Source organism: Myxococcus sp. AB056 (assembly GCF_006547365.1).
GTDB lineage: Bacteria > Myxococcota > Myxococcia > Myxococcales > Myxococcaceae > Myxococcus > Myxococcus virescens.
On the sequence record NZ_VHLB01000003.1, the window covers coordinates 104,910 to 130,410 of the forward strand.

Below are 25,501 nucleotides of genomic sequence, written 5' to 3' on the forward strand. Positions count from 1 at the left end.
GGCCAGGATGACTTTCCGGGAGGCGCGGATGGCGGAGCACGAAGGACAGCAGACACCCAGGACGAAGGTCCGCAGGCGCAGGACACCGACTCCCAAGGCCGTGCGCACTAATGAACGGAATGCCGGGTCCGACCGAGGCAGCATCGCCCTGCGCCGCACGGCGTCCGAGTACCGGGCCACGGCGGAGGAGCAGGCGGCGCGCGTGCGTGAGGAAATCGAGGCGGCGCTGGTCCAGGCCCGCAGCACCCGCGAGGCCATTGAGCAGCGCATCGCGGATCAACTGCACGCGCCGCCGGTGAGCCACACGCCCCCGCCGCGGCGCAAGCGCGCCACCCGGGCGTCCCGGAAGAAGTAGCGCGTCGTTCAGGGGGCGACGCGCGTGGGGTTCGGCGCGGCCACGGGGGCGATGTCGTCGGACCCCGCGCTGGAGGAGGGCTCTCCCAGTTGCTTCAGCTTGCGCGCCAGGTCCGCGGCCTGCGCGCCCTTGGCACCCAGCTCGTTGCCCTGCACTCCGATGAAGGAGACCCGGGCCCGCTCCAGCAGCGCCACCTGTGCGTGGAGCTGGGCCAGCAGCCGCTCCTTGCGGCGGGCCAGCACGTCCAGGTGGTTGAGCTCCTCACCCAGCGAGGACGCGGCCAGCTCCAACTGCCGGCGGGCCACCGCGTCCTGCGTGGCGGCGGCGCGCGCTCGCAGCTCGCGCACCTGGGCGTCCACGTCGTTGGCCACCACGGAGCCGAGCTGCGCCTCCAGCCCGAAGTGGACCTCCGCCAGAGAGAAGCTGTCGCCCGTCATCTTCTCCAGCACGCCCAGCAGCTCCGTGCGCCCGGTGCTGGGAGGCATCTTCGTCACCACGTCCTTGCACTGGCGGTAGAGGGCCAGGGCCCGCGTGGCCAGGGTGTGCGAGTCGCCCTTGAGCGCGTCCTGCAACTGGCGGCCCCTCGCCTCCACCGCGTCCAGCTCCACGCGGAGGTTGGCCGGCAGCGTGCCGATGCTCCAGAAGAGGCCCACGACGAGGAAGCCCACCAGCGCCGACAGCAGGCCGTCGCTCCCCAGGAAGCGCGCCTCCAGCACCTGTTGGACGTAGAGGCCCAGCGGGACGAGCACGCCCGCGGCGGCGGCGCTGGTGGCCACCGCGGAGGGTTGTCCTGGCTGCTCCCGTCCATGGCCCAGCCAGGCGACCAGCGCCGCGGCGAGCGCGCCCGCGAGGCTCACAGGCAACGGCTCCGGGGCCCGGAAGAAGTAGGGCAGGGCCGGCAGCACCGTCAGCGCCAGGCGCAGCGCCAGGGGGTGGACCCCGGTGGGCTTCACGCACGCCTGCGCCGCGGCCACGATGGCGAGGTACTCCGGTGTCAGGTGCAGGTCCGGGACGGCCCCCGCGACCAGGCCCATGCAGGCGGCACCTCCCAACGCGCGAAGCGTGCGGGTCTCGAACTCCTCGCGGTGGAAGTACTGCACGGAGAGGGCCATGGGTTCACCGTCCTGCTGCTAGTACGTATTGTTCTGGCCGAAGTTCTTGATGGACTTCTTGAGGAGGTTGCGCGACTCGGCCTGCGCCTCCTCCGCGCTGGACGCGCCCGCCAAGGCTGCCTGGGAGCGGTTCACGTCCGCAAGCTCCCCGGACAGCGCGTCCGCGGAGGAGCCGAAAATGGTCCGGGCGTTGTCCAGCAGGCTACGGGCCTTCGCCTTGTTGCCGCGCTTCATCTCCTCCGCGGCGGCTACCATGTGCTGGGTGCCCAACGCCCGGGTCGCGTGGACGCGCACCTCCTTGTCCAGGTGCTCGCGCACGAGCTCCAGGTTGCTCGTCACCTCCGCGGTGAGCTGCAGCGCTGTCTCCGCCGGCAGGTCACGCGCCACGTCGACGTAGTGCACCCGGGCGTTCACCAGTGCGAGCGCGCCGGCGGTCCGCGGGGTGTTCAGCGTCAGCTTCGCCATGATGCGCACCGTCTGGGCGCTGGCCATGTCGTACAGCGGCACCTTCAGCACGTTGCCCTCGCGGAAGGACGCCATGCCCATGACCTCCACGTGCCGCACCTCGGGCGGGACGTCCAGCCGCAGCTCCACCATTCGCGCCACGGTGCTGGTCGCCTGGTCCAACTCGCGGGAGAAGACCTCCGCCAGCCGCGCCGAGTCGTCGATGAAGCCGGAAAAGCCGCCCCCCTGCTCGGCCATGCCGCGCATCAGCGTCTCCTGGTAGTCCCGGCCCACGCCCAGCGCGCTGACGGTGATGCCGTCGCGGCGCAGCCGGTGGACCTGGTCCAGCAGGCCCGCTTCGGACAGGAGGCCCGTGGTGGGCTGGCCGTCGCTCAGCAGGATGGCGCGGCTGACGCGGTACTCGCGCATGTGGGGCCGCAGGGCGTTGGCCGCGGCGTCGAGCGCGCCGCTGATGTTGGTGCTGCCGTCATCCTGTAGCCCGGAGATGAGGGTCAGCAGCTCCGCGCGCGCTTCTTCCGTCATCCGCTGACTGGGCTGCACCCGCACGTCGGTGCCGTAGTCGATGAAGGCGAGGCGGTCCTCGGGCGTCAGGCGCTGCACCAGCTCCGTGGCGGCGCGCCGGGCGTCGGCCAGCTTCTGGCCGTTCATGGAGCCGGAGCGGTCCAGCACCAGCGCCAGGCTGACGGGCACCCGCTGGCCGGTCTCCGCCGGGCGCGCCTTCAGCTCCAGCCACGCGAAGGCCTCGCTGGGCCCCGTCTGCACGTACGCGCCGGACAGCTTGCCCGCCATGTTCAGGGCGCCGTCCTCCGGCTTGGACGTCACCAGCGTCAGCGTCCGCGTGGCGGGCGGGTCCTCCGGGCGCCGCACCGTGTGGCTGGTGTCCGTGACGGCGGGAGGCGGCGGTCCGGGCGGCGTGCCCAGCAGGAGCGCGCCCACGGCGAGCACTCCCGTCGCGGCGACCAGCAGCAGTGAGCGGTTCATTCAGGGCCTCGAGGTTGGAGGGATGCGGCACACTCGCCTGGAGTCACCCGAGGCCGCATCGGTCACCAGGAGGAGGGTCCACCCGTTGCCCGATACGACCTCCGCTCACGGGCTCAGGCGTCGTGCGCCGGCAGTCGCTGCCGGACGAGCTCCTCCACCACGCCGCGGACACGGGCTTCGTCGAAGGGCTTCTCCAGCATCAGGTTGGGGATGCTGGCCAGGAAGTCCCGCGCGCCCGAGGTGAACGCGCCACCGGAGACGAACACGAAGCGGTGCTCCAGCCCCGCGTACTGGCGCCGCACGGCCTCGTACACGTCGCGCCCCGTCAGGTCCGGCATCATCACGTCGCACAGCACCGCGTCTGGTTTCAGCCCGCGCTCCAGCAGCTCCAGCGCCTGGCGCCCGCTGCACGCCACGTCCACCTGGTGTTCGCGGAGGATGCGCTGCAACACCCGGCCCACCGCGGGCTCGTCATCCACCACCAGCACCCGGCCGCGCGGCGCGCGCGGTGCTTGTCGCGAATCAGGCTCCGAGGGCTTCGCGCGCTCCACCGTCTCCGGCGTGGGCAGCACCACCCGGAAGAGGGTGCCTCGCTCCGGCTCGCTGTCCACGGTGATGTCGCCGCCCAGCCCGCTGATGATGCTGTGGCAGATGGACAGGCCCAGCCCCGTGCCCACGCCCACCGGCTTGGTGGTGAAGAAGGGGTCGAAGATGCGGTCGATGACCTCACGCGCGATGCCCACGCCCGTGTCCGCCACCTCCACCACCACGCGCCCGGCGCCGTCCACCCGCGTGGCCAGCCGGATTTCGTGCCGGTGCGCGGCGCCCTCCGGAATGGCCTGCGCCGCGTTCACCACGAGGTTGAGGAACACCTGGCTGAGCTTGCCCTCGTTGGCCATGACGGGCGGGATGTCGCCGTAGTCGCGCCGAAGCTGCGCGCGGTGGCGGATTTCGTTGGCCGCCATCATCGCCACCGACTCCAGCACCGCGTGCACGTCCAGCGGCGACACGCGCTCCTCGTCCGGCCGGGAGAACGTCTTGAGCTGGCGGACAATCTGCCGCACGCGCTCGGCGCCTTCACAGGCCTCTTGCAGCACCTCCTGCCATTCACCCAGGTCCGGCTCGCCCTTGAGCCGCGCCTGGAGCGCCGCCGCGCCGTCCCCGGGCGGCAGGCTGCGGCTGAACTCGTCGGACAGGAAGCCCAGGTTGGACAGCACGAAGGCCAGCGGGTTGTTGATTTCGTGCGCGATGCCCGCGGCCAGTGTGCCCACCGACGCCAGCCGGTCCGCCAGCGTCAGCCGCGCCTGGAGCTGGCGCTGCTCAGTCACGTCGCGGGCAATGGAGACCACCGCGGGCTGGCCGTCGAAGCGCAGCGGCAACGACACCACCTCCGCCACGCGGGTGCGCCCGTCCCTGCGCACCAGCCGCCGCTCGCCGGTGAGCGCGCCGGCCCGCACCGCGTCCGGGCTGCGCATGTCCCGTACGAACTCCGTGAGGGGGCGGCCCACCAACTGGTCCGCGCGCTCGAAGCCCAGCGTGGCCACCAGCGCCGCGTTGGCGTAGACAATCTGGTTGTCCCGTTCGATGGCCGCCGCGTCCGGCACGCCCTCCAGCAGCGCGCGGAAGCTCGCCTCCGACAACCGCAGGGCTTCTTCCGCCTGCCGGCGCTCGGTGATGTCGCGCGCCAGGCCCTCCACCGCCACCATGCGTCCGGAGGCGTCCGTCACCGGTGCCACCACGTGCTCCAGCCACAGCGTCCGCCCGTCGGGGTGGAGGAAGCGCACCACCACCGGCGCGCCCTGGAAGGGCTCCGGCGCTTCCAGCAACTGCTCCATCAGCGCGCGGTCCTCCTCGTGCACGCGCCGGTACCACAGCTCCGCGTCCGCGTAGTGCGCCACCGGCCCGTAGCCCAGCTTGGTGTGGGCCACGCGGCTGACGTAGGCGAAGCCGCGCGGGGCCTCGCGCCGGTACACGTAGAGGACGTCCGACGCGTTCTCCGCGAGCTGACGGAAGCGCCGCTCGCGCTCGCGCAGCGCCCGCTCTGATTCGCGCCGCTCCAGCGCCATGGAGATGGCGCCCGCCGCCGCCGACAGCAGGTCCACCTCCAGCCGGTCCCACCGCCGCGCCTCCGCGGTGTTGTCGAAGCCCACGAACCCCGTCAGCACGCCGCGCACGCGCAGGGGCAGCACCAGCAGGGACAGGATGCTCTGCGGGTCCAGCAGCTCCCGCTCCGACGCGGGGAAGCTCTCCACCAGGCCCTCGATGACGTCGCCCCGCGACAGCGTCTCCGTCCAGCGCCGCAGCGCGGGCTCCATGGGAACGTTCTGGAGGTCCGGGTTGTCTATTTCGGGCTTCACGCCGGGCGCGCACCACTCCGCGCGCTGGCTGCTCAGGATGGCGCCGTCCTGCGCCCGGTGCAGCTCGAACACGTAGACGCGGCTGGCGCCCGACGCGTGGCCCAGCGGCGCCAGCGCGGGCCCGTAGAGGTCGCCGCCATCCTGCGTGGCCAGCAGCCGCTGCTGCATGTCCACCAGCGCGGTGAGGTAGCGCTCGCGCCGCGCCAGCGCGCCGTCCGCCGCCTTGCGCTCGGTGAAGTCGTTGAGCGTGCCCGCGGTGCCCAGGATGCCGCCGTCGTCGTCGTGCATCAGCCGGGCGAACACCTCCACCCAGCGGTAGCTCCCGTCGCGCGTGAGGTAGCGCATCTCATGGCGCACGAACTCCACTTCCCCCGCGAACAGCTTCTGGAGCGGCTCCGGGTCGCGCTCCCGGTCATCCGGATGGAGGAACTCCGAGAAGGAGCGGCCCAGGCTCTCCTCCACGCTGAAGCCGGTGATGTCCGTCCAGGCCGGGTTGAGGAAGGTCCACGTTCCCGCCAGGTCTGTCTGGAACACCACTTCCCGCAGGCTGTCGATGACGCCTCGGTAACGGTGCTCGTTGGAGGTCCAGTCAGGCGTGGAGTGCGGCTTCTGCATGATGGAACTCGAGAAAGTGGGCCGCGCGGGTGGACGCAAGGTCACCCGGATGCGCTACAAAGGGACAGAGAATCTGGATTTCCGGGCAGGCAAGCAAGGGGGCTTCGATGACCCTGGCAGGCGCGGGATGGGGACGGCGCCCCTTCTGCTGTTCTGTGGAAACACGGAGGCTGCCCTTCGTCCGGGGAAGGAGACATGCCTCCATGTTGCCTCTGCTCGCGGGAAGTCCCTCATGGCCTCTGGAAGCGCCCCGCTTTCGATGACGCATCTGGACTCCGAAGAGGCGGACGCCCTGCTGAAGGAGGGCGTCCTCCGGTTGCTGCTCGAGCAGGCGGGCGAGGCGCTCGTGTTGGTGGATGTCACCGGGCGTGTGCTCGCTTTCAACATGGAGGCCGGGCGTCAGTTCCGCATGAGCCGGCCCGAACGCGCCGAGCAGGGTTGGTTGCCCGGTTGTGTATGGACGCGTGCGGAGGATGCGTCCATGTCGGTGGAGGTGCCGCCCCTGGCGCGCGCGCTCACGGGCGAGTGGGTGGCGGAGGCCCGCTGGCGGGTGCGCCGGCCGGATGGGACGCACGTCCTGCTGCGCGCCTCCGCGGTGCCGCTGGAGCACGACGCGGGCTCGACGGCTGGAGCGCTGCTGCGCGCCTGTGAAGTGGCCTCGGCCGTGGGGCTGGACGCGGTGGGCTCGGCGCGGCTGCTGGCGGAGGCCGGTGCGCTGCTGGGCGCCGCGTTCGACGATGAGGCCGCGCCGCGGCTGCTCCGCTTGCTGGTGCCCGCGCTCGCGGACGCGGCGGTGCTGTACCTGGGCCTTCCCGGCGGGCCGCCGCGCCCGGTGACGGCGCTGCACGCCGAGCCGGAGCGCCATGGCCTGCTGGAGGAGATGCTGCGCCGCTACCCGCTGCCGCCCGAGCGCGTGCTGCCGTTGTTCGGCACCGGCCAGTCGGAGCGGTTGCGGGTGACGGAGGCCCACGTGGATGCCGCCGCGCGGGACGCGGAGCACGCGCGGCTGCTGCGGGGGCTGGGCCTGCGCTGCTACCTGGGCGTGCCGCTGGTGGCGCGCGAGCGCGTCATCGGCACGCTGGCCCTCTTCCGCGCGGATGAAGCCCGTGACTTCAGCGCGGAGGAGGTGCGGCTGGCGGAGGAGGTGGCCCGCCGCACCGCGCTCTCCGTGGACAACGCGCAGCTCCTCCAGGAGGCGCGCGAGGCGGTGCGCCTGCGCGACGAGTTCCTGGGAATCGCCAGCCACGAGCTGAAGACACCGCTGACGCCGCTGCACCTCAAGGTGCAATTGCTGCAGAGGCAGGTGGATGGGATGGCGGCCCACCACCAGCCGGTGTCCGCCGAGCGCGTGTCGGAGACACTGGAGGTGGTGCAGCGGCAGGTGCGCAAGCTGACGAGCCTGGTGGACAACCTGCTCGACGTGTCGCGAATCACCGCGGGCCGCCTGCGGCTGGAAGTGGAGGAGATGGACCTGGCCAGCGTGGCGGCGGAAATCCTCTACCGCTTCGCGCCCTCCGCCTCGCAGCTGAAGTGTGAGCTGGAGCTGCACGCGCCGGTGCCCGTCATGGGCCGGTGGGACCGGCTGCGGCTGGAGCAGGTGGTGACCAACCTGCTGTCCAACGCGCTGAAGTACGGCGCGGGCCACCCCGTGCGCGTGGTGGTGGAGGCGGAGGGGCTCACCGCCCGCCTGACGGTGCGCGACGGCGGCATCGGCATCTCCGCGGAGGATTTGCCGCGCATCTTCGAGCGCTTCGAGCGTGCGGTGAGTGACCGGCACTACGGCGGCCTGGGCCTGGGGCTCTACATCACCCGGCAGATTGTGGAGGCCTTCGGCGGCACGGTGCGCGCCACCAGCGAGCCGGGGCAGGGCTCCCTCTTCGTGCTGGAGCTGCCGCGCGGCGACATCCCCGAGGAGTGGCTGACGGCGCACGGCGCGCCGGAGCCGTCGTCGTCCTGACGCGCTAGGCCGCGCTCGCGGAGGCCGCGGGCTCGGCGTGGCGGGGCAGCCGCACGTGGAAGCTGCTGCCGCGCTGGGGTCCCGGGCTCTCCGCCCAGATGGCGCCGCCGTGGCGCTCCACGATTTCGCGGCAGATGAAGAGGCCCAGCCCCAGTCCGCCGAAGTGGCGCGCCTGGGCGTTGGACGCGCGCGCGAAGGGCCGGAACAGGTCCGCCACGTTCTCCGGAGGGATGCCGATGCCCTCGTCGCGCACGCTCAGCAGCACGTGCGTCTCCGCGGCCTCCAATGACATGCGCACCGCGCCGCCGTGGGGCGAATAGCGCACGGCGTTGCTGACCAGATTGGTGAGCACCTGCTCCAGCCGCAGCGCGTCCCAGTCGCCCTCCACCGGGTGGGCGGGGACGTCCAGCGCGAAGGTGACGCCGGACTCGGTGCGCAGCTCGAAGCGCTCCAGCACCTCGCGCAGCAGGGGGACCAGGTCCAGGTGCTTGCGCTCCAGCTCCAGCCGCCCGCCCTGGATGCGCGCGGTGTCCAGCAGGTCATCCACCAGCCGCGTCAGCCGCTCCGTCTGCCGGGCCATGGAGCGCAGCGCCTTGAGCAGCCGCTCGCGCTCCGGGAAGTCCCCGCTCTTCTCCAACCGCTGGAGGGTGAGCGCGGCGAAGCCCTTGAGCGGGGTGAGCGGCGTGCGCAGCTCGTGGCTGGCCACGCTGAGGAACTCCTCGCGCGCGCGCACCGCCTCCTTCAGCTCCGTCTGCGTGGCGCCCGTGCGGGCCGCCATCTCGTTGAAGCCGCGGGCCAGCTCGCCCAGCTCGTCGTCCTCCTCCACGTCCACGCGCTGTGACCAGTCGCCCGCGGTCAGCGCGGCGGTGGCGGAGCGCAGGTGGTCCAGGCGGCGGATGACGTCGCGGGCAACGAGCTGCGACAGCAGCAGGGCCATGAGGACACCCAGCAGCACCAGCCCCACCACCGCGGCGCTCATGCGCGTAATCGCCGCGTAGGCCACCACCAGCTCCTGCGTCACCAGCACGTTCCACTCCGTGCCTTCCACGGGGGCCTCGGCGGCGAGCATGCGGCGGTCCGCCGCGTCGAAGGCCTCCAGCACGCCGATGCCGGGACGCAGCAGCTCCAGGCTGAGCGCGTCCGGCAGGTGGGCTTCGCCCAGCAGCGGCGCGCCGGGCGCGGTGTCGCGCAGCACCTTGAGGCCGCGCCGGTCCAACACCTGCACGCGGAAGCGCCGCGACGCGGGCGTGGTGGCCTGGCTCAGGCGCTCCAGGGACAGCAGGCCCACCAGCATGCCCCGCACCTCGCCGTCCTCGCGGAAGGGCTGCGTCACCGCGACCAGGGGCTGGCCGGGCGGACGGATGAAGGGCGGGGACACCTCGGCGCCCCGAATGAAGCCCGAGGGCAGGAAGTCGCGCGGCTCCAGGTTCCACCCCTCCACGCTGGGAGACGCGGCCAGGATGTGGCCCTGGGTGTCCACCGCGAGCGCCGCGTCGAAGGCGCGCTCCTGGGCCGCCAGGTTGACCAGGTAGGGCTCCAGCCGCTCCGGCGCGGCCGCGGCGAAGGCGGCGCGGAAGCCCGGGGACTCCAGCATCAGCGCCAGGGACTCGCCCGCGTCGTCCAGGTAGCGCCGCAGGAAGTCGGCCTCACCCGCGGCGGCGCGCTGCGTGTCGTCGCGCACCTGCTGTTCAATCGCGTTCTGCGCCAGGTATGCCGCCAGCCCGCCCAGCGCCAGCAGCGGCACCAGCCCCGCGAAGGCCAGCCCGCGCAGCAGCTTCCACCCCACCGTGCGAGGCGCGCGCGGCCGCCAGTCCAGGGCCTGCGCGATACAGGCCAGGGTGAGCACCGCATACACGCTGGCGCCCAGCCATGAAGCACCCCGGCCCAGCGCGTACGCGAGCAGGGCGAAGGGCACCGCCAGCCCGCCCATGAGCAGGGCCGGCAGCCGGCGGTGGAGCCGGTGGGCAGGCAGCAGCAGGCCCACGCCGCACACGGCGAAGAGCAGGCCCACCAGGGGCCGAAGGGGCGCGAGGTGGGCGTAGACGGAGAGCGGGAAGCGCTCGGGCACCACCAGCATGGCCACGCCGAACGCCGCGCCGGTGAGCGCCGCGAAGGTGCGCAGCACGGGCCGCTGGCGCATGGCGGGCCAGGCCTCCAGCACCACGCCGCCGAAGAGCACCGGGTAGAGGATGATGCCCGTGAAGCTGCCCGGCAGGACGTTGAGCACCCACCAGTACAGCGCCATGGCCGCGCCCAGCAGCAGGCGCCCCGTGACGTCCAGCCAGCGCGGCGCGCGCGGGTACAGCAGCGCGCCCATCAGCATGATGCTTCCCGTCAGGTACGTGAGGCCCAGCATGCGCACATACGGGTAGAGCGGCCGGAAGGAGGCCACCCGGAACTCGTACGGGACGTAGGTCATCAGCACGCCGAACATCAGGCCCACGACGGCGGCGGGCCAGGTGAGCGGCAGGTGGGCCGGTGGGGGCAGCGCCTGGATTTGCGGTGAAGGCGAAGAAGACATCTTTGCGGATTCACGCGCGACGGGCGCCATGGGTGCTAGTGCCCCCCGGGCTTTCGTCGAAGGCTCGACATCACGCGACCTCGAGCACCGTCCACTCACGGACCTCGCCCGCGAGCATCACTTCCACGGTATCTCCCGCCTTTCGGCCCATGAGGGCGCGGCCCACGGGGGAGGCGGGGGTGATGACGGACAGGAAGCCGTCACCGCCCGGCCCCGTCAGCTCGGTGCCGGCGCCCGCGGGCAGGACGAAGAAGGTCCGCTCGGAGAAGCCCTCCTCGTCCTCCGTGCTGACGTCCACGATGGCGCCCAGCGCCACCGGCCCCTGCCGGGGGAAACGTGGGAACTCCGCCTGACCGAACTTCGTCAGCGCCTGGAGTTCTTCCTGGACCCGGCGGGCCCGCTGGGCCTGTCCGGTGGCGAGGCTTCCGAACTCCAGGGCGGCGCGGCCGTCCTCTTTCTTCTCGGACTCCGTGGCCAGGCTGCGGGCGGCCTCGCGGGCCTCCGCCTCGGCGCGGTGGGCCAGCCGGTCGCTCTGCTGGAGCCGGTCCGCGAGCTGGCCCAGGAGTGCATGCTTGTCGAGTCGCATGGGTGGTACAGAACTGTAGCGTCCATGGCGGACACCTCCAGTTTTCGGCCAGTCGCCCCCCGCCCGCTCGGGCTTAGAGTGTGGGGCATGACACCTCAGGAACTCTCGGAGAAGGCCCGGCAGCTCGTCGCCGAAGGCGCGGTGCTGCTGGATGTGCGCACGCCACAGGAATTCCAGGAGGGGCACCCCGAGCCCGCCCGGAACATCCCCGTGCAGGAGCTGCCCCGCCGGCTGGCCGAGGTGGGCCCGGCCGGCACGCCCGTGGTGGTGTACTGCGCCGCGGGTGGCCGCAGTGCCCAGGCCGCGCAGTTGCTGCGCGCCAACGGCTTCCCGGACGTCTTCGACCTCAAGTCCGTGAAGAACTGGTAGCCAACCGGGGGCAGGTGACACGGGCGCCCGGTTGGAGCAGGGTTCGCCCTCCGGCCATGAGCCGCACGGCTGGCTTCCTCATCGTGGCGTTGTCGGGCGTGTGTTTCGGCGCGCTGGGCCTCTTTGGCCGCCTGGCCTATGCGGCGGGCACGGACGTGGCCACGCTGCTCTTCCTTCGCTTCTCCATCGCGGGGGCGGTGCTCGCCAGCGTCATGGTGCTGCGCCGCCAGCGGTGGCCGCGGGGCGGGGTGCTGGTCGTCCTGATGTTGCTGGGCGCCGCCGGGTACTTCAGCCAGTCCGGGGCCTACTTCTTCGCCCTGCAGCACGCACCCGCGGGGCTGGTGGCCCTGCTGCTGTACTCCTTCCCCGCGCTGGTGGCGCTGGTGCAGCGTGTCGTCTTCAAGGAGCACCTGGGCCGGGTGAAGTGGCTGGCGGTGGTCCTGTCGGTGGGCGGCACGGTGCTGACAGCCGACCTGTCCCAGGGCGGCGCCACGCTGCCGGGCGTGCTGCTGGGCCTGCTGTCCGCGCTGTTCTACACCGTCTATGTCGTCGCCAGCGGCCGGGTGTCCGGCCGGTCGGGGCCGCTGGCCTCCAGCACCGTCATCCTCTGCTCGGCGGGCTTCTCCTTCGGCGTGGCCATGCTGGTGCGTGGCCCAGCCTTTCCCGGCTCCGTCACGGGCTGGGCCGCGGTGGTGGGGTTGGCGCTGGTGGCCACGGTGGCCGCGGTGCTCCTCTTCTTCGTGGGCATCCAGCGCATTGGCCCGGTGAACACGTCGCTGGTGTCCAACCTGGAGCCCCTGACGGCGGTGGTGCTGGGGGCGCTCTTCCTGGATGAGCGGCTCACCCCGCGTCAGGTCCTGGGAGGCGTTCTCATCCTTGGGGCCGCGGTGATGCTGGCCCGCGCCGATGTGCCCCGCGCCTCCCCGGAGCCGCCCGCGGGAGGCGGTGCTCCGGGGGCGGTGCCCGGTTAGTCCCGGGCACGCGACTCCTTCCTCCTACCAGCGCGTCACTTCGCGCAGGAAGCGGTGCACGTCCTGGTTGAAGCGCCGCGGCTGCTCCGCGTGGGGCGCGTGGCCGGTGTTCGGGTACAGCTTGAACTCGGCGTCCGGCAGGGCGTCCACCAGCGCCTGCTGGTCCGCGACGGGGAAGAAGCCGTCCTGGTCTCCGCCAATGACGAGCACCGGCACGCGGATGTGGTTCAGCCGCGCCGCGTGGTCCTCCGCGAGCAGGCCGTCCAGCGCGTCCTGCCACACGCGCGCGGGCACCTTGCTGCTCTCCGACACCAGCGTGTTGATGTACGACGCCGGGACAGGGCGCGCGAAGGTGCTCTCCTGGAACGCGCGGATGAACTCCGGATCCACCGTGTCCTCGAACGTGTCCACGATGGACTTCAGCTCCACCGCCACCGGGTTGCCGGAGACGGTGGGCGCCGAGCCGGCCAGCACCAGTCCCTTCACGCGTCGCGGGAAGTCCAACGCCACCTGCTGCGCGATGAAGCTGCCCATGGAGTGGCCGACGAGGATGGCGCTGCGCTCGCCCACCGCTTCCAGGAAGGCGTCCACGTCCGCGGCGAAGGACAGCTGCGTGTAGCAGCACGCCGGTCGCGTCGAATCCCCGTGGCCGCGCTGGTCCAGCACGTAGACGTGGTAGTTGCGCGGGAAGGTGCGCAGGTTCAGGTCCCACGTGTGGTGGGAATCCGAAAAGCCGTGGAGGAACACCACCGCGGGGCCCAGCGGCAGCCCCTGCTCCACGTAGCGCAGCGTCACGCCGGTGCGCAGGCGGACGGAGCGCTCACGGGGCGTGCCGAACAGCTCCTGCTCGGTGGAGGCCACCTCGGCGCCCTCGGGTGCCAGCCGCAGGTCATTCGAGTCGGACTCCGGCGCGGGACCACAGGCGGCGAGAACGGGAAGAGCGAGCAGGGCGGCGAGGAGCTTTCTCATGCGTGAATGCCTCGAGGCTCTCCGGCGGGAAAGTCCGCCGGTTCATCGAGAAGTCTACGGCTACCTCTGACATTGCCTCGCTGTAGGTGACTTGCGGGGTTGGTGCGCACCCGTTTTCCCGAGCTGAGAGGCAGCGGGAACCCGCTCAAAACGCACCGTGGACGGAAGGTTCTCGCGCGGGCGGCGCGTCTGTCACGGCCGTGCAACACAGGCCCGCGTAACCTTTCGGCCGCCGCCTTCGTGGTGTCGCTGAAGGCCCGGCGTTTCACCGGGCCATTTCGGTGGAGGACGGCACATGAAGGCACCTCGAGTGGCGGTCATCGGCGGAGGACTGGGTGGCCTGTCGGCGGCGGCGTTGCTGGCACGGGGCGGTTGCGCGGTGACGCTCTTCGAGCGCTCGAAGCACCTGGGAGGCCGGGGACAGACGTCGGACGTGGAGGGCTTCCGCTTCAACCTCGGGGCCCACGCGCTGTACCAGGGGGGCGCGGGGATGCGCGTGCTTGGCGAGCTGGGCGTGAAGCCCGCGGGTGGCATGCCCGGCGCGGGCTCGTATCTGCTGAGTGGCGGACGCCTGCACACGATGCCGCGAGGGCTGGTCTCCATCCTGACCACGGACGCGCTGGGGCTGCCGGGGAAGCTGGAGCTCGCGAAGCTGCTCGCGGGGCTGGGACGCGTGGACCTGACGCCGCTGGCGAACATCACCACGCGCGACTGGGTGGAGCAGCACCTGACGAACGCGGACGCCCGCGCCTTCATCCTGGCGCTGGTGCGGGTGACGACCTACTGCGCGGACGTGGACGCGATGAGCGCCCAGTCCGCCGTCGCCCAGCTCCAGGGGAAGCCGGCCGTGCTCTACGTGGACGGCGGGTGGAGCACGCTTGTCTCCGAGTTGGAGACCCGCGCGCGCGATGCGGGCACGCGGCTGGAGCTCTCCGCGCGGGTGAGCGCGGTCCTGCTGGCGGATGCGGGCCCGCGCGTTCGTGGCGTGCGGCTCGCGGATGGGACGGAGCACGCGGCGGACGCGGTGGTGGTGGCGGGCGGGCCGGGAGACATCGCGACGCTGCTGCCCGCTGACGCGCTCCTGGCGCACGACGCGGCCCGCGCCGTGCCGGTGAAGGCGGCCACGCTGGAGCTGGGGCTGTCCCGGTTGCCCCGTCCGGACGCGCTGTTCGCGCTCGGTACGGATGGCCCCTGGTACGCGTCGGTGCACTCCGCGGTGGCGAAGCTGGCGCCGGAAGGCGGCGCGATGGTGCATGTGATGCAATACCTGGGCGGCAGGGGCCCGGAGGCGAGCGAGGCCCGCTTGGAGGAAGTGATGGATGCACTGCAACCCGGCTGGCGGACGTCCGTGGTGGCGCGCCGTTACCGGCCCTCCCTGCTGGTGTCGCATTGGCTGCCGACGGCGCAGACGGGGGGCCTGGGCGGACGCCCCTCGGTGGAGGTGCCGCACGTGCCTGGGTTGTACCGCGTGGGAGATTGGGTGGGGCCGGAGGGCTTGCTCGCGGAGGCATCCTTCGCCAGCGCGGAGTCGGTGGCGCGCGCGCTCGCCCCGGGCCAGCAGGTGGCGTCACGCCGGGCAGTGGGGCGCTGACGCATGGACCGCTCCGCGCGCGAAGGACTGGCGCAGGCCGTGCGCGAGCACGAGCGCTTCCTGTGGGGGCTCTGCTACCGCATGACGGGTGTGTCGGCGGACGCGGAGGACCTGGTGCAGGAGACCTTCGCGCGCGCCCTGGCCTCGCCGCCCCCGCGAACGGAGGCGCTGCGCCCCTGGCTGACGCGGGTGGCGGTGAACCTGGCCCGGGACACGTTGCGGCGGCGCAAGCGCGAGGCCTACGTGGGCCCCTGGCTGCCCTCGCCGCTGGACACGGGAGCGGAGGAACTGCCGCCCCCAGGCGTGGAGGCGCGGCTGCCAGGAGGCGGCTCCACGGAGGGTCGCTACGCGCTGCTGGAGAGTGTCTCCTTCGCCTTCCTGCTCGCGCTGGAGGTGCTGTCTCCCAAGCAGCGGGCGGTGCTGCTGCTGCGAGACGTGTTCGACTACTCGGTGCGCGAGGTGGCCGAGGCGCTGAACCTGCGCGAGTCCAACGTGAAGGTGGTGCACCACCGCGCGCGGGCGGCGATGGCGGCGTACGACCGCGCCCGCTGCCTGCCGACGCGGGAGCTCCAGGCGCGCGCCCGCGCCGCGCTGGAGGGCTTCCTGGGCGCGCTGCTGACGGGGGACGTGGCGGCGGCGGAGGCGCTGCTCGCCAGCGACGTGTGCGCGCTGTCGGACGGCGGTGGCCAGTACCGCGCCGCGCGCGTGCCCGTGCTTGGACTGTCGCGCGTGCTGCTGCTCTACCAGCGGCTGATGGAGATGCGGGGGGCGCCCTCCGCCGTGGAGCTGCGGATGCTCAACGGCCTGCCGGCGGTGGTGGCCGTGTTTCCTCCGCCCCAGCGTGACCCGCAGGCGGGCACCCAGATGGTGGTCCGCGTGGAGCTGGGGGCGGACGGGCGAATCACACAGGTCCACTCCATCCTCACGGACCGCAAGCTCGCCGGGCTGCGCATGCCCGTGCCCGCCTGAGCGCTCCGGCGGCGCGTCAGCTCGCCGGGCGCCGGGCGATGATGAGCTCGCTCACGCCCTGGAGCCGCTGCACGCGCCGCTCGATGTCGAAGCCCGCGCGCCGCACCAGGTCGAACGTCTCCCGGTCCAGCCGGCACCCGCCGCTCACCCGCATCCAGGCGGGGGTGAGCAAGTCCTGCACGGTGGCCAGCGCTGGCGAGGGCGCGCGCACGTGCTCCAACATGCGCAGTGCGCCGCCCGGGCGCAGGACCCGGAAAATCTCCGCCAGCGCCCGCGCCGGGGCCTCCACGCTGCAGAAGACGAGGCTGGACACCACGGCGTCGAAGGAGGCGGCGGGGAAGGGCAGGGACTCCACGCTGGCGTACAGCAGCCGCGCGTCGGGCCGCCGTCGCTGGGCGCGCGCGAGCGCCGCTTCGTCCACGTCGATGGCGGTGACGGCGGTGACGGTGTCCGGGTAGCCGGGCAACGCCAGGCCGGTGCCGGTGCCCACCTCCAGCACGTGGCCGGACAGGCCGCGCACCAGCTTGCGCCGGGCGGCGGTGAGGCCCAGCCAGCCCAGGGGCGTCATGACTGCGTCGTACGCGAGTGCCTTCATGGAAGCAGCCTCCTCGTCAGAAACGCGCGGGCCCGGAAGCCCGCCGCGGATGCGCCGGAACTCCGGGCCCATGAGACGCCAGGCTGCCGCGAGAAGGGCAGCGGACGTTGCGAGCCTACCGCGCGCCCACCGTTCCCGGACTCTTCGGCGACGACGGCGGCGGCGAGGAGGCCGCGCCCGGCGCCTGCGGCCGCAGGACGCCCCAGATGCCGTAGAGCGCCAGCGCGATGCAGCCGTACTGCGCGGGCGTCAGTCCGAAGTAGCGGGCGTCCACGTAGGCCATGTCCGTGGCGCGCAGGAAGTCGAAGAAGAAGCGGCACACCGCGTACAGCACCGCCAGCAGCGGCAGCAGGCGCCCCTTCAACTTCCCCGCGTTGCGCAGGGCGTACAGCACGCCGCTGATGGCGAAGAGCGCCATGGCGTCGTACATGCCCAGGTCGTGCCGGGGACCGCCGGGGAAGGCCACCGCCAGGAAGAAGTCCGTGGGCACGCCCGGGTGGTCATGCACGGCGAAGCAGCCCAGCCGCGCCACCGCCCAGCCCGGCGCCACGCCCAGGGCGAACGAGTCCGCGTAGTCGGAGAAGCGCAGCTTGCGGACCTTGAAGAACACGACGGCGGCGAGGATGCCGCCCAGGAGGCCGCCGAACGAGGACAGGCCATCCCAGACCTTCAAAATCTGGAACGGGCTCTTGGACAGCTCCTCCGGGTGGTAGAAAAACAGGTGCACCCAGTGGCCCACGACGACGCCGACACCCACGCCCCAGGGCGCGAAGTCAGCGAGCGGTTCCGGGTTCAGGCCTTCGCGCTCGGCGTTGCGGCCAAGCAGGCGAGCGGCCAGCAGGATGCCCACCGCGACGAGGATGCCGAAGGGCTCGATTTTCAGGGGCCCCAGCTCAATCGAGGGGGCGTGCCAATAGGGAATCACGTCAGGCGGCTCCAGGGGATGCGAACGTCCCACCCTTAATCCGGGCGGAGGGATGTGGGCGAACAAATGTCGGAACGGAGTCTTTCCCGGCCTCGTCTTCTGGGAGGTCGGGTGGAGGACACCGCTCCTGTGTGCCTCCGGGCACCTCGCTCGTACCCGGGAGGGAATCACTCCCACTTCCGGACGTTCGCGCAAGGCCAGTTAGAACCGAATTAGTCCATTCGTGCGTGTACTACGGGAAATCCGTGGTTTTTTGTCAGGCCCTTCCTGTCCAATCGAACAGGAACGCAGGGCCTCTCAGGAGGAAGGGGGACAGGCATGACGCCGCGAGCAGACTGTCACGTCGGGCCGGGCGCGCGAAGGCACGCGCTGCGGACGTGCGCGTGCTCCTGGCCGCGCCACCCTTCGCCCGGGCAACCCCTTCCACCCGCCGGGCCGGAGGTCCCGGAGGGACGTCGCCACAGGCACGCGGCGCGGAGGTCGCGCTGGTGGGCCACCCCTGTCGGAGGCGCGCGGCCACGGGCGCGGCCCCATTGCCCCTGTCGCACGCGCGAGGCTCCGCACGCGACGGGTGCTGACCTGATGCCGGATGACCTCGCCTCATGCGTCCGGCGTAGCACGGTGGTTCAAGGAGCACACAACTCATGAAGTCCTACCTGTTGGTTCCAAAGGAGTCCATCGAGACGCAGGCGCGCGTGGGGCCTCGCGGCACGGAGCAGGGCGAGCGCGTGCTGTCGCGCACGACGGCGCTGCGCTTCGCGGTGGCGAACAAGGCGCCCGACGCGTTGTTCGCGCTCGGACTGCGGTCGGCCACGCTGCCCGGCGCGCGTCCGCCCGTCAGTGGACAGGAAGAGCGCCGTCGGAAGGGCAAGGGCGCGAAGTCGGCGCGCACGGGCACGCGCGGCGCGGACTCCTCCACGCCGCCCATGCCGGGCGCGACGGTGGCCGAGCAGACCGGCGCGGAGCCCGGCAGCTACCGCTACATGCCGCTCATCGGTGCCACCATGGCGCACTTCTACGAAGACCATACGGAGAAGGAAGCCCGCGGCGCGCTGGAGCGCGACTTCGAGTTCATCCCCGATGTCGTCCCGTTGTCCTTCCCCGGCCCGGTGTCGGCGGGACAACCCGGACCGCGCAACCGGGGCATGTCCTCGCTGGCCGAGCGCGAGTGGCCCGACGAGTCCGGCGTTCCCCTGGCCCACGCCCAGGGCATTCGCGGCGCTGGCGTCATGCTGGGCATCCTCGACACCGGTGTGGACGCGGACCACCCCGAGCACGCGGCGCGCGTCATCCAGTTCCGCTACGTGTCGCTGTTCCCCAACTCGCCGCACAACCCGGCGCGTGACATCCGCGGCTTCGACCCGGACGGCCACGGTACGCACGTGTGCGGCATTGCCGCGGGTGTGCACCACGGCGTCGCCCCGGAGGTGGACCTCTACGTCGCGTCCGTCATCGAATCGGAGACCATCCGCACCAGCCTGGGCCGCGTGGCCGCGGGTATGGAGTGGCTGCTGCACCAGTTCAGCCGCCCGGAGAACTCGACGCGGCCCGCGGTGGTCAACCTGTCGCTCGGCTTCCCGCTGATGCCGCCGCCCGGCATCTCGGAGGCGGACTACAACCTCAACCTGCGCGCGCTGCAGACGATGATTCGTCGCCTGCTCGACAGCAATGTCCTGCCGGTTGTGGCGGCAGGTAACAGTGGACCCGACACGGTTGGTTATCCAGCCGCCTTTCCAGAATCACTGGCTGTCGGCGCGGTCGACTTCGAGCGTAACGTGGCCACATTCTCCGCGAGTGGCACCGTGGGTAGGCGCGTCGTGCCGGACATCATGGGGTATGGGGTGAATGTCTATTCCAGCACGGAGCGTCGTTGTAACAACCAGGCGTTCTACGAGCGAATGAGTGGCACGAGCATGGCAGCGCCTTATGTAGCGGGTATCGCGGCGCTGTACCGTTGCCGTGCCCCTGACTTGACGGCGCTCGAGGTGAGGGATTTGATCCTGTCGAATGCGGTGAAGCTCCCTCGGTCGGGAACGCACAAGACAGGCAAGGGCCTGGCCGTATTCAGGTGACGGTGGTGGTTGAAGCCGGGGTCGGCGCCATGGGAGCGCCGGACCCGGGAGAGGATGAGGGCCATGAGCAGGAAAAATGGCGAGTGGGGGGACGTCCGGGTCGGCGGCGTCCCGGGTCTGTCCGCGCGCGTGCGCCCATTGCCGGGCGCCGCGGGTGCGGAGACGCAGCCCGACTGGATTGACGTGACGGTGATGCCCCGCGAGGAGCCGGCGGCGGCGTCGCGTAGACGCACGTCTCCACGGCCGCCCGTCCGCTCTCGCGCGGAAGTGCACCAGGCCGGTCTGGCCGAAAGCGCGCAGTTCCACCAGAGCCTCATGCGCTGGCTGGAGGCACACCATCTCCTGGGCGCGGTGCGCTCGGTGAGCGAGCCGGGCTCCATGCCCATGCTCCACCTGCGCTGCGCGCCGCGGGTGCTGGACCAGCTGCGCCGTGCCCCGGAGTTCGAAGCGGGCACGATGATGCCCCTCGACCTCATCTAGCGGTGGGTGCCCCTCGCCTCGCACCCCTGGTCTGGGACTCCCTCCCTGTCTGAAGAGGGCTGCCCGGGTGGCCCTGCTGCCACCTGGAAAGGCGCATGTTCCCGCCTTTCCGGAAGATGTGGCCGAGCCTTCGTTTCCGCTACTGAGAACCGACGGCTCCGCCGCTTCTTCCTGAATAGCTTGGAATCTCGTGATTAGCCCGTCATCCTGCCAGTCGTCCGCGAGTCGAAGGATGACGTCGGCTGGCGGACGGGGTGAAGCGCATCGCGTGTGAGGCTGTGCGCGCGACGACGCCGTGAGCAGTGATTGTCTCCCATTGTCGCCGTGTCGCTCTGCCACCCGCGTCACGCGGTGTGACGTCCATTGCACACGCGCACAGTCAGCTCGTTTCGGTACCGCCAGGAAAACCAGGGACCTGCGTCTGTCCGTTGAAAGGCACGAAGGTTGCCTTTCGCGGTTGTTGGACGCGAGCCCCGGAGTCCATCCATGCAACTGGCGATGAAGCCCTCACGAGGTGCGTGCTGCCCTTCTCACCTGGAGGTGGCGCGATGACGGCCTGGAATCCAGGAAGCTCGTGCCGCTGCTGCCGACGCAGGCGCTCCCCCCGAGTGTCCCGCCCGCCCGCCGCCTCCAGCGCTCCGAAGGCCAGCCCCCATGCCAGCGTCGCGGCGCGGTGTGTGGCCGGCAGGCGGTGTGGGTGCCTGGCCTCGGGCCACCGCAGCGTCCGGAACCGCGTGGAGCGGATCCGCCGCCAGACGCGGCAGTGGTGGTGACGGGGGACGCCAGTCACCGGTCCGCCTGTCCCACCATGCCTCAGAGACAGGCGTAACCCACTGAAATCACGTCGTCTCGCAGCGGGCCCTGGCGCGCTGCGGTAGGTGCGGGAGATGCTCTGGTGTCGGAGAGTCGCCTACCTCCCGCTCCAACAGCGCGCCCCCAAGGGTGGACACCAGCAAGCCGCAGAAAACGGAAACCTCGGCCGGGCCCAACGCTCCGCGCCCGACCCCCGCCCAAGGGCTGGGCGCCCAGCGACAACATGATTCGCGCCGAGCACGGGTTGCCGCTGCGCCAGGACTCCTCGGGCATGCGCCGGGCAACAACCGCAACCTGCGCATGTTCGACCAGGGCTCGGACAATCAGAACTGCCTCCAGCGAATGAGCGGCCAGCCGACGCCCATCGGCAAGCTTCTCAATGACCTGGATGGCTGAGCCGCGCCTTCATGAAAACGGGCCCGCGTCATCCCGCACGAGGGCCCGTCACTGCCTCATGAGCTCGAACTCAGGGGCGCCTCACGGCGCGGGAGCCGGGACGCACGTGTCGTTCTGCTCCACGTAACCCGCATCACAGTGGCAGTGGTCGCCATGCGCGTGGCCGTGCTCGCCGCAGTCCAGCACTGGCGTCTCCGCGACACACGTGCCGTTCTGCTCCACGTAACCCGCATCACAGTGGCAGTGGTCGCCGTGTGCGTGGCCGTGCTCGCCGCAGTCCAGCACTGGCGTCTCCGCGACACACGTGCCGTTCTGCTCCACGTAACCCGCGTCACAGTGGCAGTGGTCGCCATGGGCATGGCCGTGCTCGCCGCAGTCGAGCGTGGGCTCCTCGGCGACGACGCAGGTGCCGTCCTGCTCGGTGTAGCCCTCGTCGCAGTGGCAGTGGTCACCATGCAGGTGTCCGTGGCCACCACATTCCTCGACGGGCTCCTCGGCGACGACGCAGGTGCCGTCCTGCTCGGTGTAGCCCTCGTCGCAGTGGCAGTGGTCACCATGCAGGTGTCCGTGGCCACCACATTCCTCGACGGGCTCCTCGGCGACGACACAGGTGAGGCCGTCCGCGACATAGCCCTCGTCGCAGTGGCAGTGGTCGCCATGGAGGTGTCCATACCCTCCACACTCGATGTCGTCGGAGTCGGAATCAGAAGCGCCGCATGCGGCGAAGAGAATCGCCGTCGCGGCCAGGAGGGCCAGTCGAAGAGGTCGAGGATGCATCACGGTTCCCGGCACATGGGTGAAATGGCGCGAAGCGTTCAGGCTGCTTCGGCACATCTGGCCGTATCTCATGTGTAATCATGTTTCGCAGCCGTGTTGCATTAGTGTCCTGAGGACTGGATTCGCCGCTGCCGGAGCGCGCGCGGGCCCGGGTGGTGCAAACCGCCACCTGTCCGCAGGACGTCCTACGTGCGTGCACGCGCCGCCGTTGGGTATCGAGCATCCGGTGTCGCGCCGCGGGGCGCGCTGTATCCGCTGGATGACGGGCGCGCGGAAAGTCATGTGAGGTACCCGTCCCAATCGCACTCCGAGTGCCGATGCATTGCCGCCCCTGGATTCAAAACGAGGGCAGTCATGGACGGACTTCGAGCAGGTGCCGTGGTGTTCCTGGCGTGCGCGGGCATGCTGGGAGCAGGTCCTTCCTGGGCGCAGGCGCCCCTGGAGGAAGAGCCCGGCGAGGTGCTTTCCGAGGACCAGCTGGAAGCGCTGCTCGACTCACCCGTGGCGCAGCCGTCCGACGGCGAGCTGTCCACCGCGGCCTTCGGGCCGGAGCAACTGGCGCCGTACTTCGCGGAAGGCACCCTGGCGAAGGCCCACGCGGAGTTCCGGCGCGGGCGCTACGCGCGGGCGCGGAGCCTGCTGGCCCAGGAGGAGGCCACGCCGCAGGTCCGCTTCCTCATGGCGCAGAGCGCGCTGCTGGCGCGCAACCACGCGGTGGCGGCCGAGGAGTTCGCCGCGCTGGCGGAGGACTACGGCGCGCTGCGCGACCACTGCCTGCTGCGCGCCGCCCAGGCCAACGAGCGGCTGCGCAAGCTGGACACGGCTGCGGGGCTCTACCGCGCCGTGAGCCCGGGCTCGCCGCTCTATCCGGAGGCGCGCTTCAGCCTGTCGCGGGTGCTCCAGCGGCGCGGCCACATCCCGGGCGCGCTGACGGCGCTCCAGGAGCTCATCGACAGCCGTCAGTCGCGAGGTCCGGACGCGCTCCGGATGAAGGCGCTGCTGGCCATCTGCGACCTGGCGCGCGCGCAAGGGCAGTACAACGCCGAGCACCGCGCGCTGCTGGAGGTGTGGGCCACCAGTCCGCTGTCGAACGAGGCGCGCCGCGCCGAGAAGCGGCTGAAGGGGCTGCCGCTGCCCCTCAAGTGGCGGGTGCGCCGCGCGGAGGCGCTGGTGGAGCTGCACCGCAACCATGCCGGCATGGCGCTGCTGGACAAGGTCCTGCCGCACCTGGAGATGCCCGACGAGCTGGCCTGCCGCGCGCACCTCACCTACGGTCGGGCGCTGCGCAAGGAGCGCAAGCACCGACGGGCCATCGAGGTGCTGGAGCCCATGGTGGCGGGCTGCACCGCGTCCGAGCAGCGGCCGCAGGCGCTCTACATCCTGGGCTACTCCCAGTCGGTGGTGGAGCCGAAGGCGGCCATCACCACCTACGCCACGCTCGCCCGGGACTACCCGGAGCATGGCTACGCGGATGACGCGCTCTTCTTCGAGGCGTGGTTGCTCCAGCGCACGGGCGACGTGGATACGGCCCTGGTGCGCTACGAAGAGGCTGCGCGGCGCTATCCGGCGGGGAACTTCGCGTCGGAGTCGCTCTTCCGTGCCTTCTGGCTGCACTCCCGCAAGGCCAACGCCCCGGCGGCCCTGGCCGCGCTGAAGGCGGTGGAGAGCCTGCCCGAGGCGGCGCGCACGGACGAGGCGCTGTGGCGCTCGCGGTACTGGCGTGCGCGCATGCAGGAGTCCGGCGCCTCGGCGCAGGCGGCGCTCGATGCGTACGCGCACATCGCCGCCGAGCGCCCCGCGGCCTGGTACGGGATGCTGGCCCGCTCACGGCTCGCGCTGCTCTCACCGGAGCGCGTGGCGCGGCTGTACCCCAAGCCCGCGCCTCCCGAGGCCATGGAGGGCACTGGCGGCTCCGGCCGCGATGACGCCCCGGCGGACGAAGCGGTGGAGGAGGTGGGCGAGTCCGAGGAAATCTGGCCGCTGCCGCCCGGCGCGCTGGCGAAGGACGCGCGCTTCAACGCGGGCGTGGAGTTGATGCGCCTGGGGCTGCCCGGCGCGGTGGAGGAGTTCCTCGCCGTGGATGCGCGCGCGCTGCCCGAGGCCCCGGCGCGGCTGCTGTATCAGACGCTGAAGCGCACCGGCCGCAATCGGGCCGCGCGGCAGGTGGCGCGCACCTCGCTGAAGCAGGAGGTGCACGGTCCGCTGAGCGCCGCGTCCCGTCCCATCTGGGAGGCCACCTGGCCGCTGGCGTACCGCTCGCCCATTGCCCGTTACGCGCGGGCCCACCGCGTGGACCCCGACCTGCTCCAGGGTCTCATCCGCGAGGAGAGCCGCTTCAATGCCCGCGCGCGCTCGGCCACGGGCGCGCTGGGCCTGGCGCAGTTGATGCCGGCCACGGCGCGACAGGTGGCGGACGCACTGGACATGCCGATGCCGGGTGAGTCCGCGCTGCTCCAGCCTCACACCAACATCCGCCTGGGCGCGGCGTACCTGGGACAACTGGTCAAACACTTCGGAGGCAACGTGGCCTACGCGGTGGCGGCCTACAACGCCGGGCCGCGCGCGGTGGAGCGCTGGCGGCATGCGCTGCCCGAAGCGGAGCTCGACGAGTGGGTGGAGCACATCGGCTTCGAGGAGACGCGCGAGTACGTGAAGAAGGTGCTCGGCAGCTACAGCGCCTACAAGCTGCTCTACGCGGACGAGCCCGCGCTGCTGAGGGACCTGCGCCTCAGTGACGCCAGCCGGCGGTGAAGCTCGGCGTCGCAGCGGAACCTCCAGGCGGCACGGTGACGTGCCGCCCGGAGGAGGGGACTCAGAAGTTGAGGCCGCCGTCCACGTCGATGGTGCGGCCGTTGAAGTAGTCGCACTCCAGGATGAACTTCACGGCGAGCCAGATGTCCTCGGGCACGCCGATGCGGCCCACGGGGATGTTGGAGACCAGCGCATCGCGGGCCTTCTGGTTCATGCCCTGCGTCATCGGCGTCTCAATCATGCCCGGGGCCACCGCGCCCACGCGCACGCCGAAGGGGCTGAACTCGCGCGACCAGGTGACGGTGTTGGCCGCCAGCGCCGCCTTCGCGGACACGTAGTTGGACTGGCCGCGGTTGCCGTGGCGGGCAATGGACGACATGTTGACGACGACGCCGCCCTTCTGGCCGGACTCGGCGACCTTCGCCACCACCTCGCGCACCATCAGCGTGGCGCCCGTGAGGTTGACGCCGATGACGGCGTTCCAGTCGGCGGTGGACAGCTTCTTCACCTCGCCGGTGGTCCGGTCCTTCTTCACCAGCAGCGCGTCACGGAGGATGCCCGCGTTGTTGATGAGGCCGTTGAGGCCGCCCATGGCGCCCTGCGCCCAGTTCACGAAGGAGACGATGTCCTCCTCGGAGGACACGTCCAGCTTGCGGCGGTGGATGCCGGCGGGCAGCGCGGCGAGGCGCTCCTCGGCCACGTCACCCACGGCCACCTGGGCGCCCGCCTCGTGCAGGCGCTGCGCGAAGTGAGCGCCCATGCCCTGGGCGCCGCCCGTGACGATGATCTTCAGGTCCTTGAGCTGCATGTGTCTCTCCGGCAGGTGGGGTGGTACGAAATGCCGCGCAGGGTACGAAACCCCGACCGCGCTGGC

20 protein-coding genes are annotated in these 25,501 nt (G+C 71.5%); 10 read left to right on the forward strand and 10 right to left on the reverse strand.

The features are described from left to right. Positions 1-100: 100 nt before the first annotated feature. Positions 101-355: a hypothetical protein gene (locus FMP39_RS02410; RefSeq protein WP_228557583.1), complete on the forward strand. Its 255-nt coding sequence runs from the start codon at positions 101-103 to the stop codon at positions 353-355. 8 nt (positions 356-363) lie between these two features. Here FMP39_RS02410 and FMP39_RS02415 read toward each other — a convergent pair whose 3' ends face one another. The 3 genes from FMP39_RS02415 to FMP39_RS02425 form a co-directional block, all read right to left on the reverse strand. Continuing rightward, on the reverse strand, positions 364-1,467 hold the full coding sequence (locus tag FMP39_RS02415; RefSeq protein WP_141588416.1) for a hypothetical protein: 1,104 nt from the start codon (positions 1,465-1,467) through the stop codon (positions 364-366). A gap of 18 nt (positions 1,468-1,485) precedes the next feature. Beyond that, positions 1,486-2,913, reverse strand: coding sequence for a VWA domain-containing protein (locus tag FMP39_RS02420; RefSeq protein ID WP_141588417.1), 1,428 nt, complete (start codon positions 2,911-2,913; stop codon positions 1,486-1,488). 113 nt (positions 2,914-3,026) lie between these two features. Beyond that, entirely contained in the window at positions 3,027-5,885 is a 2,859-nt protein-coding gene (locus FMP39_RS02425) for a PAS domain S-box protein (protein ID WP_194858198.1), read from the reverse strand. 232 nt (positions 5,886-6,117) lie between these two features. On the opposite strand from FMP39_RS02425, the gene FMP39_RS02430 reads away from it, so the two are divergent. Further along, complete coding sequence (locus FMP39_RS02430; RefSeq protein ID WP_228557584.1) at positions 6,118-7,842, forward strand: GAF domain-containing sensor histidine kinase; 1,725 nt, start codon at positions 6,118-6,120, stop codon at positions 7,840-7,842. Positions 7,843-7,846: 4 nt separating this feature from the next. Here the strand turns inward: FMP39_RS02430 and FMP39_RS02435 are convergent, their stop codons facing one another. Both FMP39_RS02435 and FMP39_RS02440 read right to left on the reverse strand, forming a co-directional pair. Then, positions 7,847-10,363 (reverse strand): ATP-binding protein, encoded by a 2,517-nt coding sequence (locus FMP39_RS02435; RefSeq protein ID WP_228557585.1) that lies wholly within the window; start codon positions 10,361-10,363, stop codon positions 7,847-7,849. Positions 10,364-10,433: 70 nt separating this feature from the next. Continuing rightward, positions 10,434-10,949, reverse strand: coding sequence for a GreA/GreB family elongation factor (locus FMP39_RS02440; RefSeq protein ID WP_090490981.1), 516 nt, complete (start codon positions 10,947-10,949; stop codon positions 10,434-10,436). A gap of 87 nt (positions 10,950-11,036) precedes the next feature. Here FMP39_RS02440 and FMP39_RS02445 point away from each other — a divergent pair, with 87 nt between their 5' ends. Next, positions 11,037-11,318: a rhodanese-like domain-containing protein gene (locus FMP39_RS02445; protein ID WP_141588420.1), complete on the forward strand. Its 282-nt coding sequence runs from the start codon at positions 11,037-11,039 to the stop codon at positions 11,316-11,318. 56 nt (positions 11,319-11,374) lie between these two features. After that, positions 11,375-12,289, forward strand: a complete 915-nt coding sequence (locus FMP39_RS02450) for a DMT family transporter (RefSeq protein WP_228557586.1) — start codon at positions 11,375-11,377, stop codon at positions 12,287-12,289. Positions 12,290-12,313: 24 nt separating this feature from the next. Here the strand turns inward: FMP39_RS02450 and FMP39_RS02455 are convergent, their stop codons facing one another. Then, positions 12,314-13,258, reverse strand: coding sequence for an alpha/beta fold hydrolase (locus FMP39_RS02455; RefSeq protein ID WP_141588422.1), 945 nt, complete (start codon positions 13,256-13,258; stop codon positions 12,314-12,316). A 295-nt stretch (positions 13,259-13,553) separates the two neighbouring features. Between FMP39_RS02455 and FMP39_RS02460 the strand changes: the two genes are divergently transcribed. Together FMP39_RS02460 and FMP39_RS02465 are read left to right on the forward strand one after the other, a co-directional pair. Beyond that, positions 13,554-14,849 carry an NAD(P)/FAD-dependent oxidoreductase gene (locus FMP39_RS02460; protein ID WP_141588423.1) on the forward strand — a complete coding sequence of 432 codons (1,296 nt, stop codon included), beginning with the start codon at positions 13,554-13,556 and terminating at the stop codon, positions 14,847-14,849. 3 nt (positions 14,850-14,852) lie between these two features. Further along, positions 14,853-15,818: a sigma-70 family RNA polymerase sigma factor gene (locus tag FMP39_RS02465; protein WP_141588424.1), complete on the forward strand. Its 966-nt coding sequence runs from the start codon at positions 14,853-14,855 to the stop codon at positions 15,816-15,818. A 16-nt stretch (positions 15,819-15,834) separates the two neighbouring features. On the opposite strand, the gene FMP39_RS02470 is transcribed toward FMP39_RS02465, so the two are convergent. Together FMP39_RS02470 and FMP39_RS02475 are read right to left on the reverse strand one after the other, a co-directional pair. Beyond that, entirely contained in the window at positions 15,835-16,413 is a 579-nt protein-coding gene (locus tag FMP39_RS02470; RefSeq protein ID WP_228557587.1) for a class I SAM-dependent methyltransferase, read from the reverse strand. A 115-nt stretch (positions 16,414-16,528) separates the two neighbouring features. Further along, positions 16,529-17,338, reverse strand: a complete 810-nt coding sequence (locus FMP39_RS02475) for a prolipoprotein diacylglyceryl transferase (protein ID WP_194858199.1) — start codon at positions 17,336-17,338, stop codon at positions 16,529-16,531. Between the two features lie 644 nt (positions 17,339-17,982). On the opposite strand from FMP39_RS02475, the gene FMP39_RS02480 reads away from it, so the two are divergent. From FMP39_RS02480 to FMP39_RS37290, 3 genes are all read left to right on the forward strand, one after another. Next, positions 17,983-19,410 (forward strand): S8 family serine peptidase, encoded by a 1,428-nt coding sequence (locus tag FMP39_RS02480; RefSeq protein ID WP_090490973.1) that lies wholly within the window; start codon positions 17,983-17,985, stop codon positions 19,408-19,410. A 63-nt stretch (positions 19,411-19,473) separates the two neighbouring features. Further along, complete coding sequence (locus FMP39_RS02485) at positions 19,474-19,890, forward strand: hypothetical protein (protein ID WP_228557588.1); 417 nt, start codon at positions 19,474-19,476, stop codon at positions 19,888-19,890. Between the two features lie 942 nt (positions 19,891-20,832). Further along, positions 20,833-21,099 (forward strand): hypothetical protein, encoded by a 267-nt coding sequence (locus FMP39_RS37290; RefSeq protein WP_194858206.1) that lies wholly within the window; start codon positions 20,833-20,835, stop codon positions 21,097-21,099. Between the two features lie 81 nt (positions 21,100-21,180). On the opposite strand, the gene FMP39_RS02490 is transcribed toward FMP39_RS37290, so the two are convergent. Continuing rightward, entirely contained in the window at positions 21,181-21,876 is a 696-nt protein-coding gene (locus tag FMP39_RS02490) for a hypothetical protein (RefSeq protein WP_153904228.1), read from the reverse strand. 354 nt (positions 21,877-22,230) lie between these two features. Between FMP39_RS02490 and FMP39_RS02495 the strand changes: the two genes are divergently transcribed. Continuing rightward, positions 22,231-24,627 (forward strand): transglycosylase SLT domain-containing protein, encoded by a 2,397-nt coding sequence (locus FMP39_RS02495; RefSeq protein ID WP_141588428.1) that lies wholly within the window; start codon positions 22,231-22,233, stop codon positions 24,625-24,627. 61 nt (positions 24,628-24,688) lie between these two features. Here FMP39_RS02495 and FMP39_RS02500 read toward each other — a convergent pair whose 3' ends face one another. Beyond that, entirely contained in the window at positions 24,689-25,435 is a 747-nt protein-coding gene (locus FMP39_RS02500; protein ID WP_011550357.1) for an SDR family oxidoreductase, read from the reverse strand. Positions 25,436-25,501 lie beyond the last annotated feature (66 nt).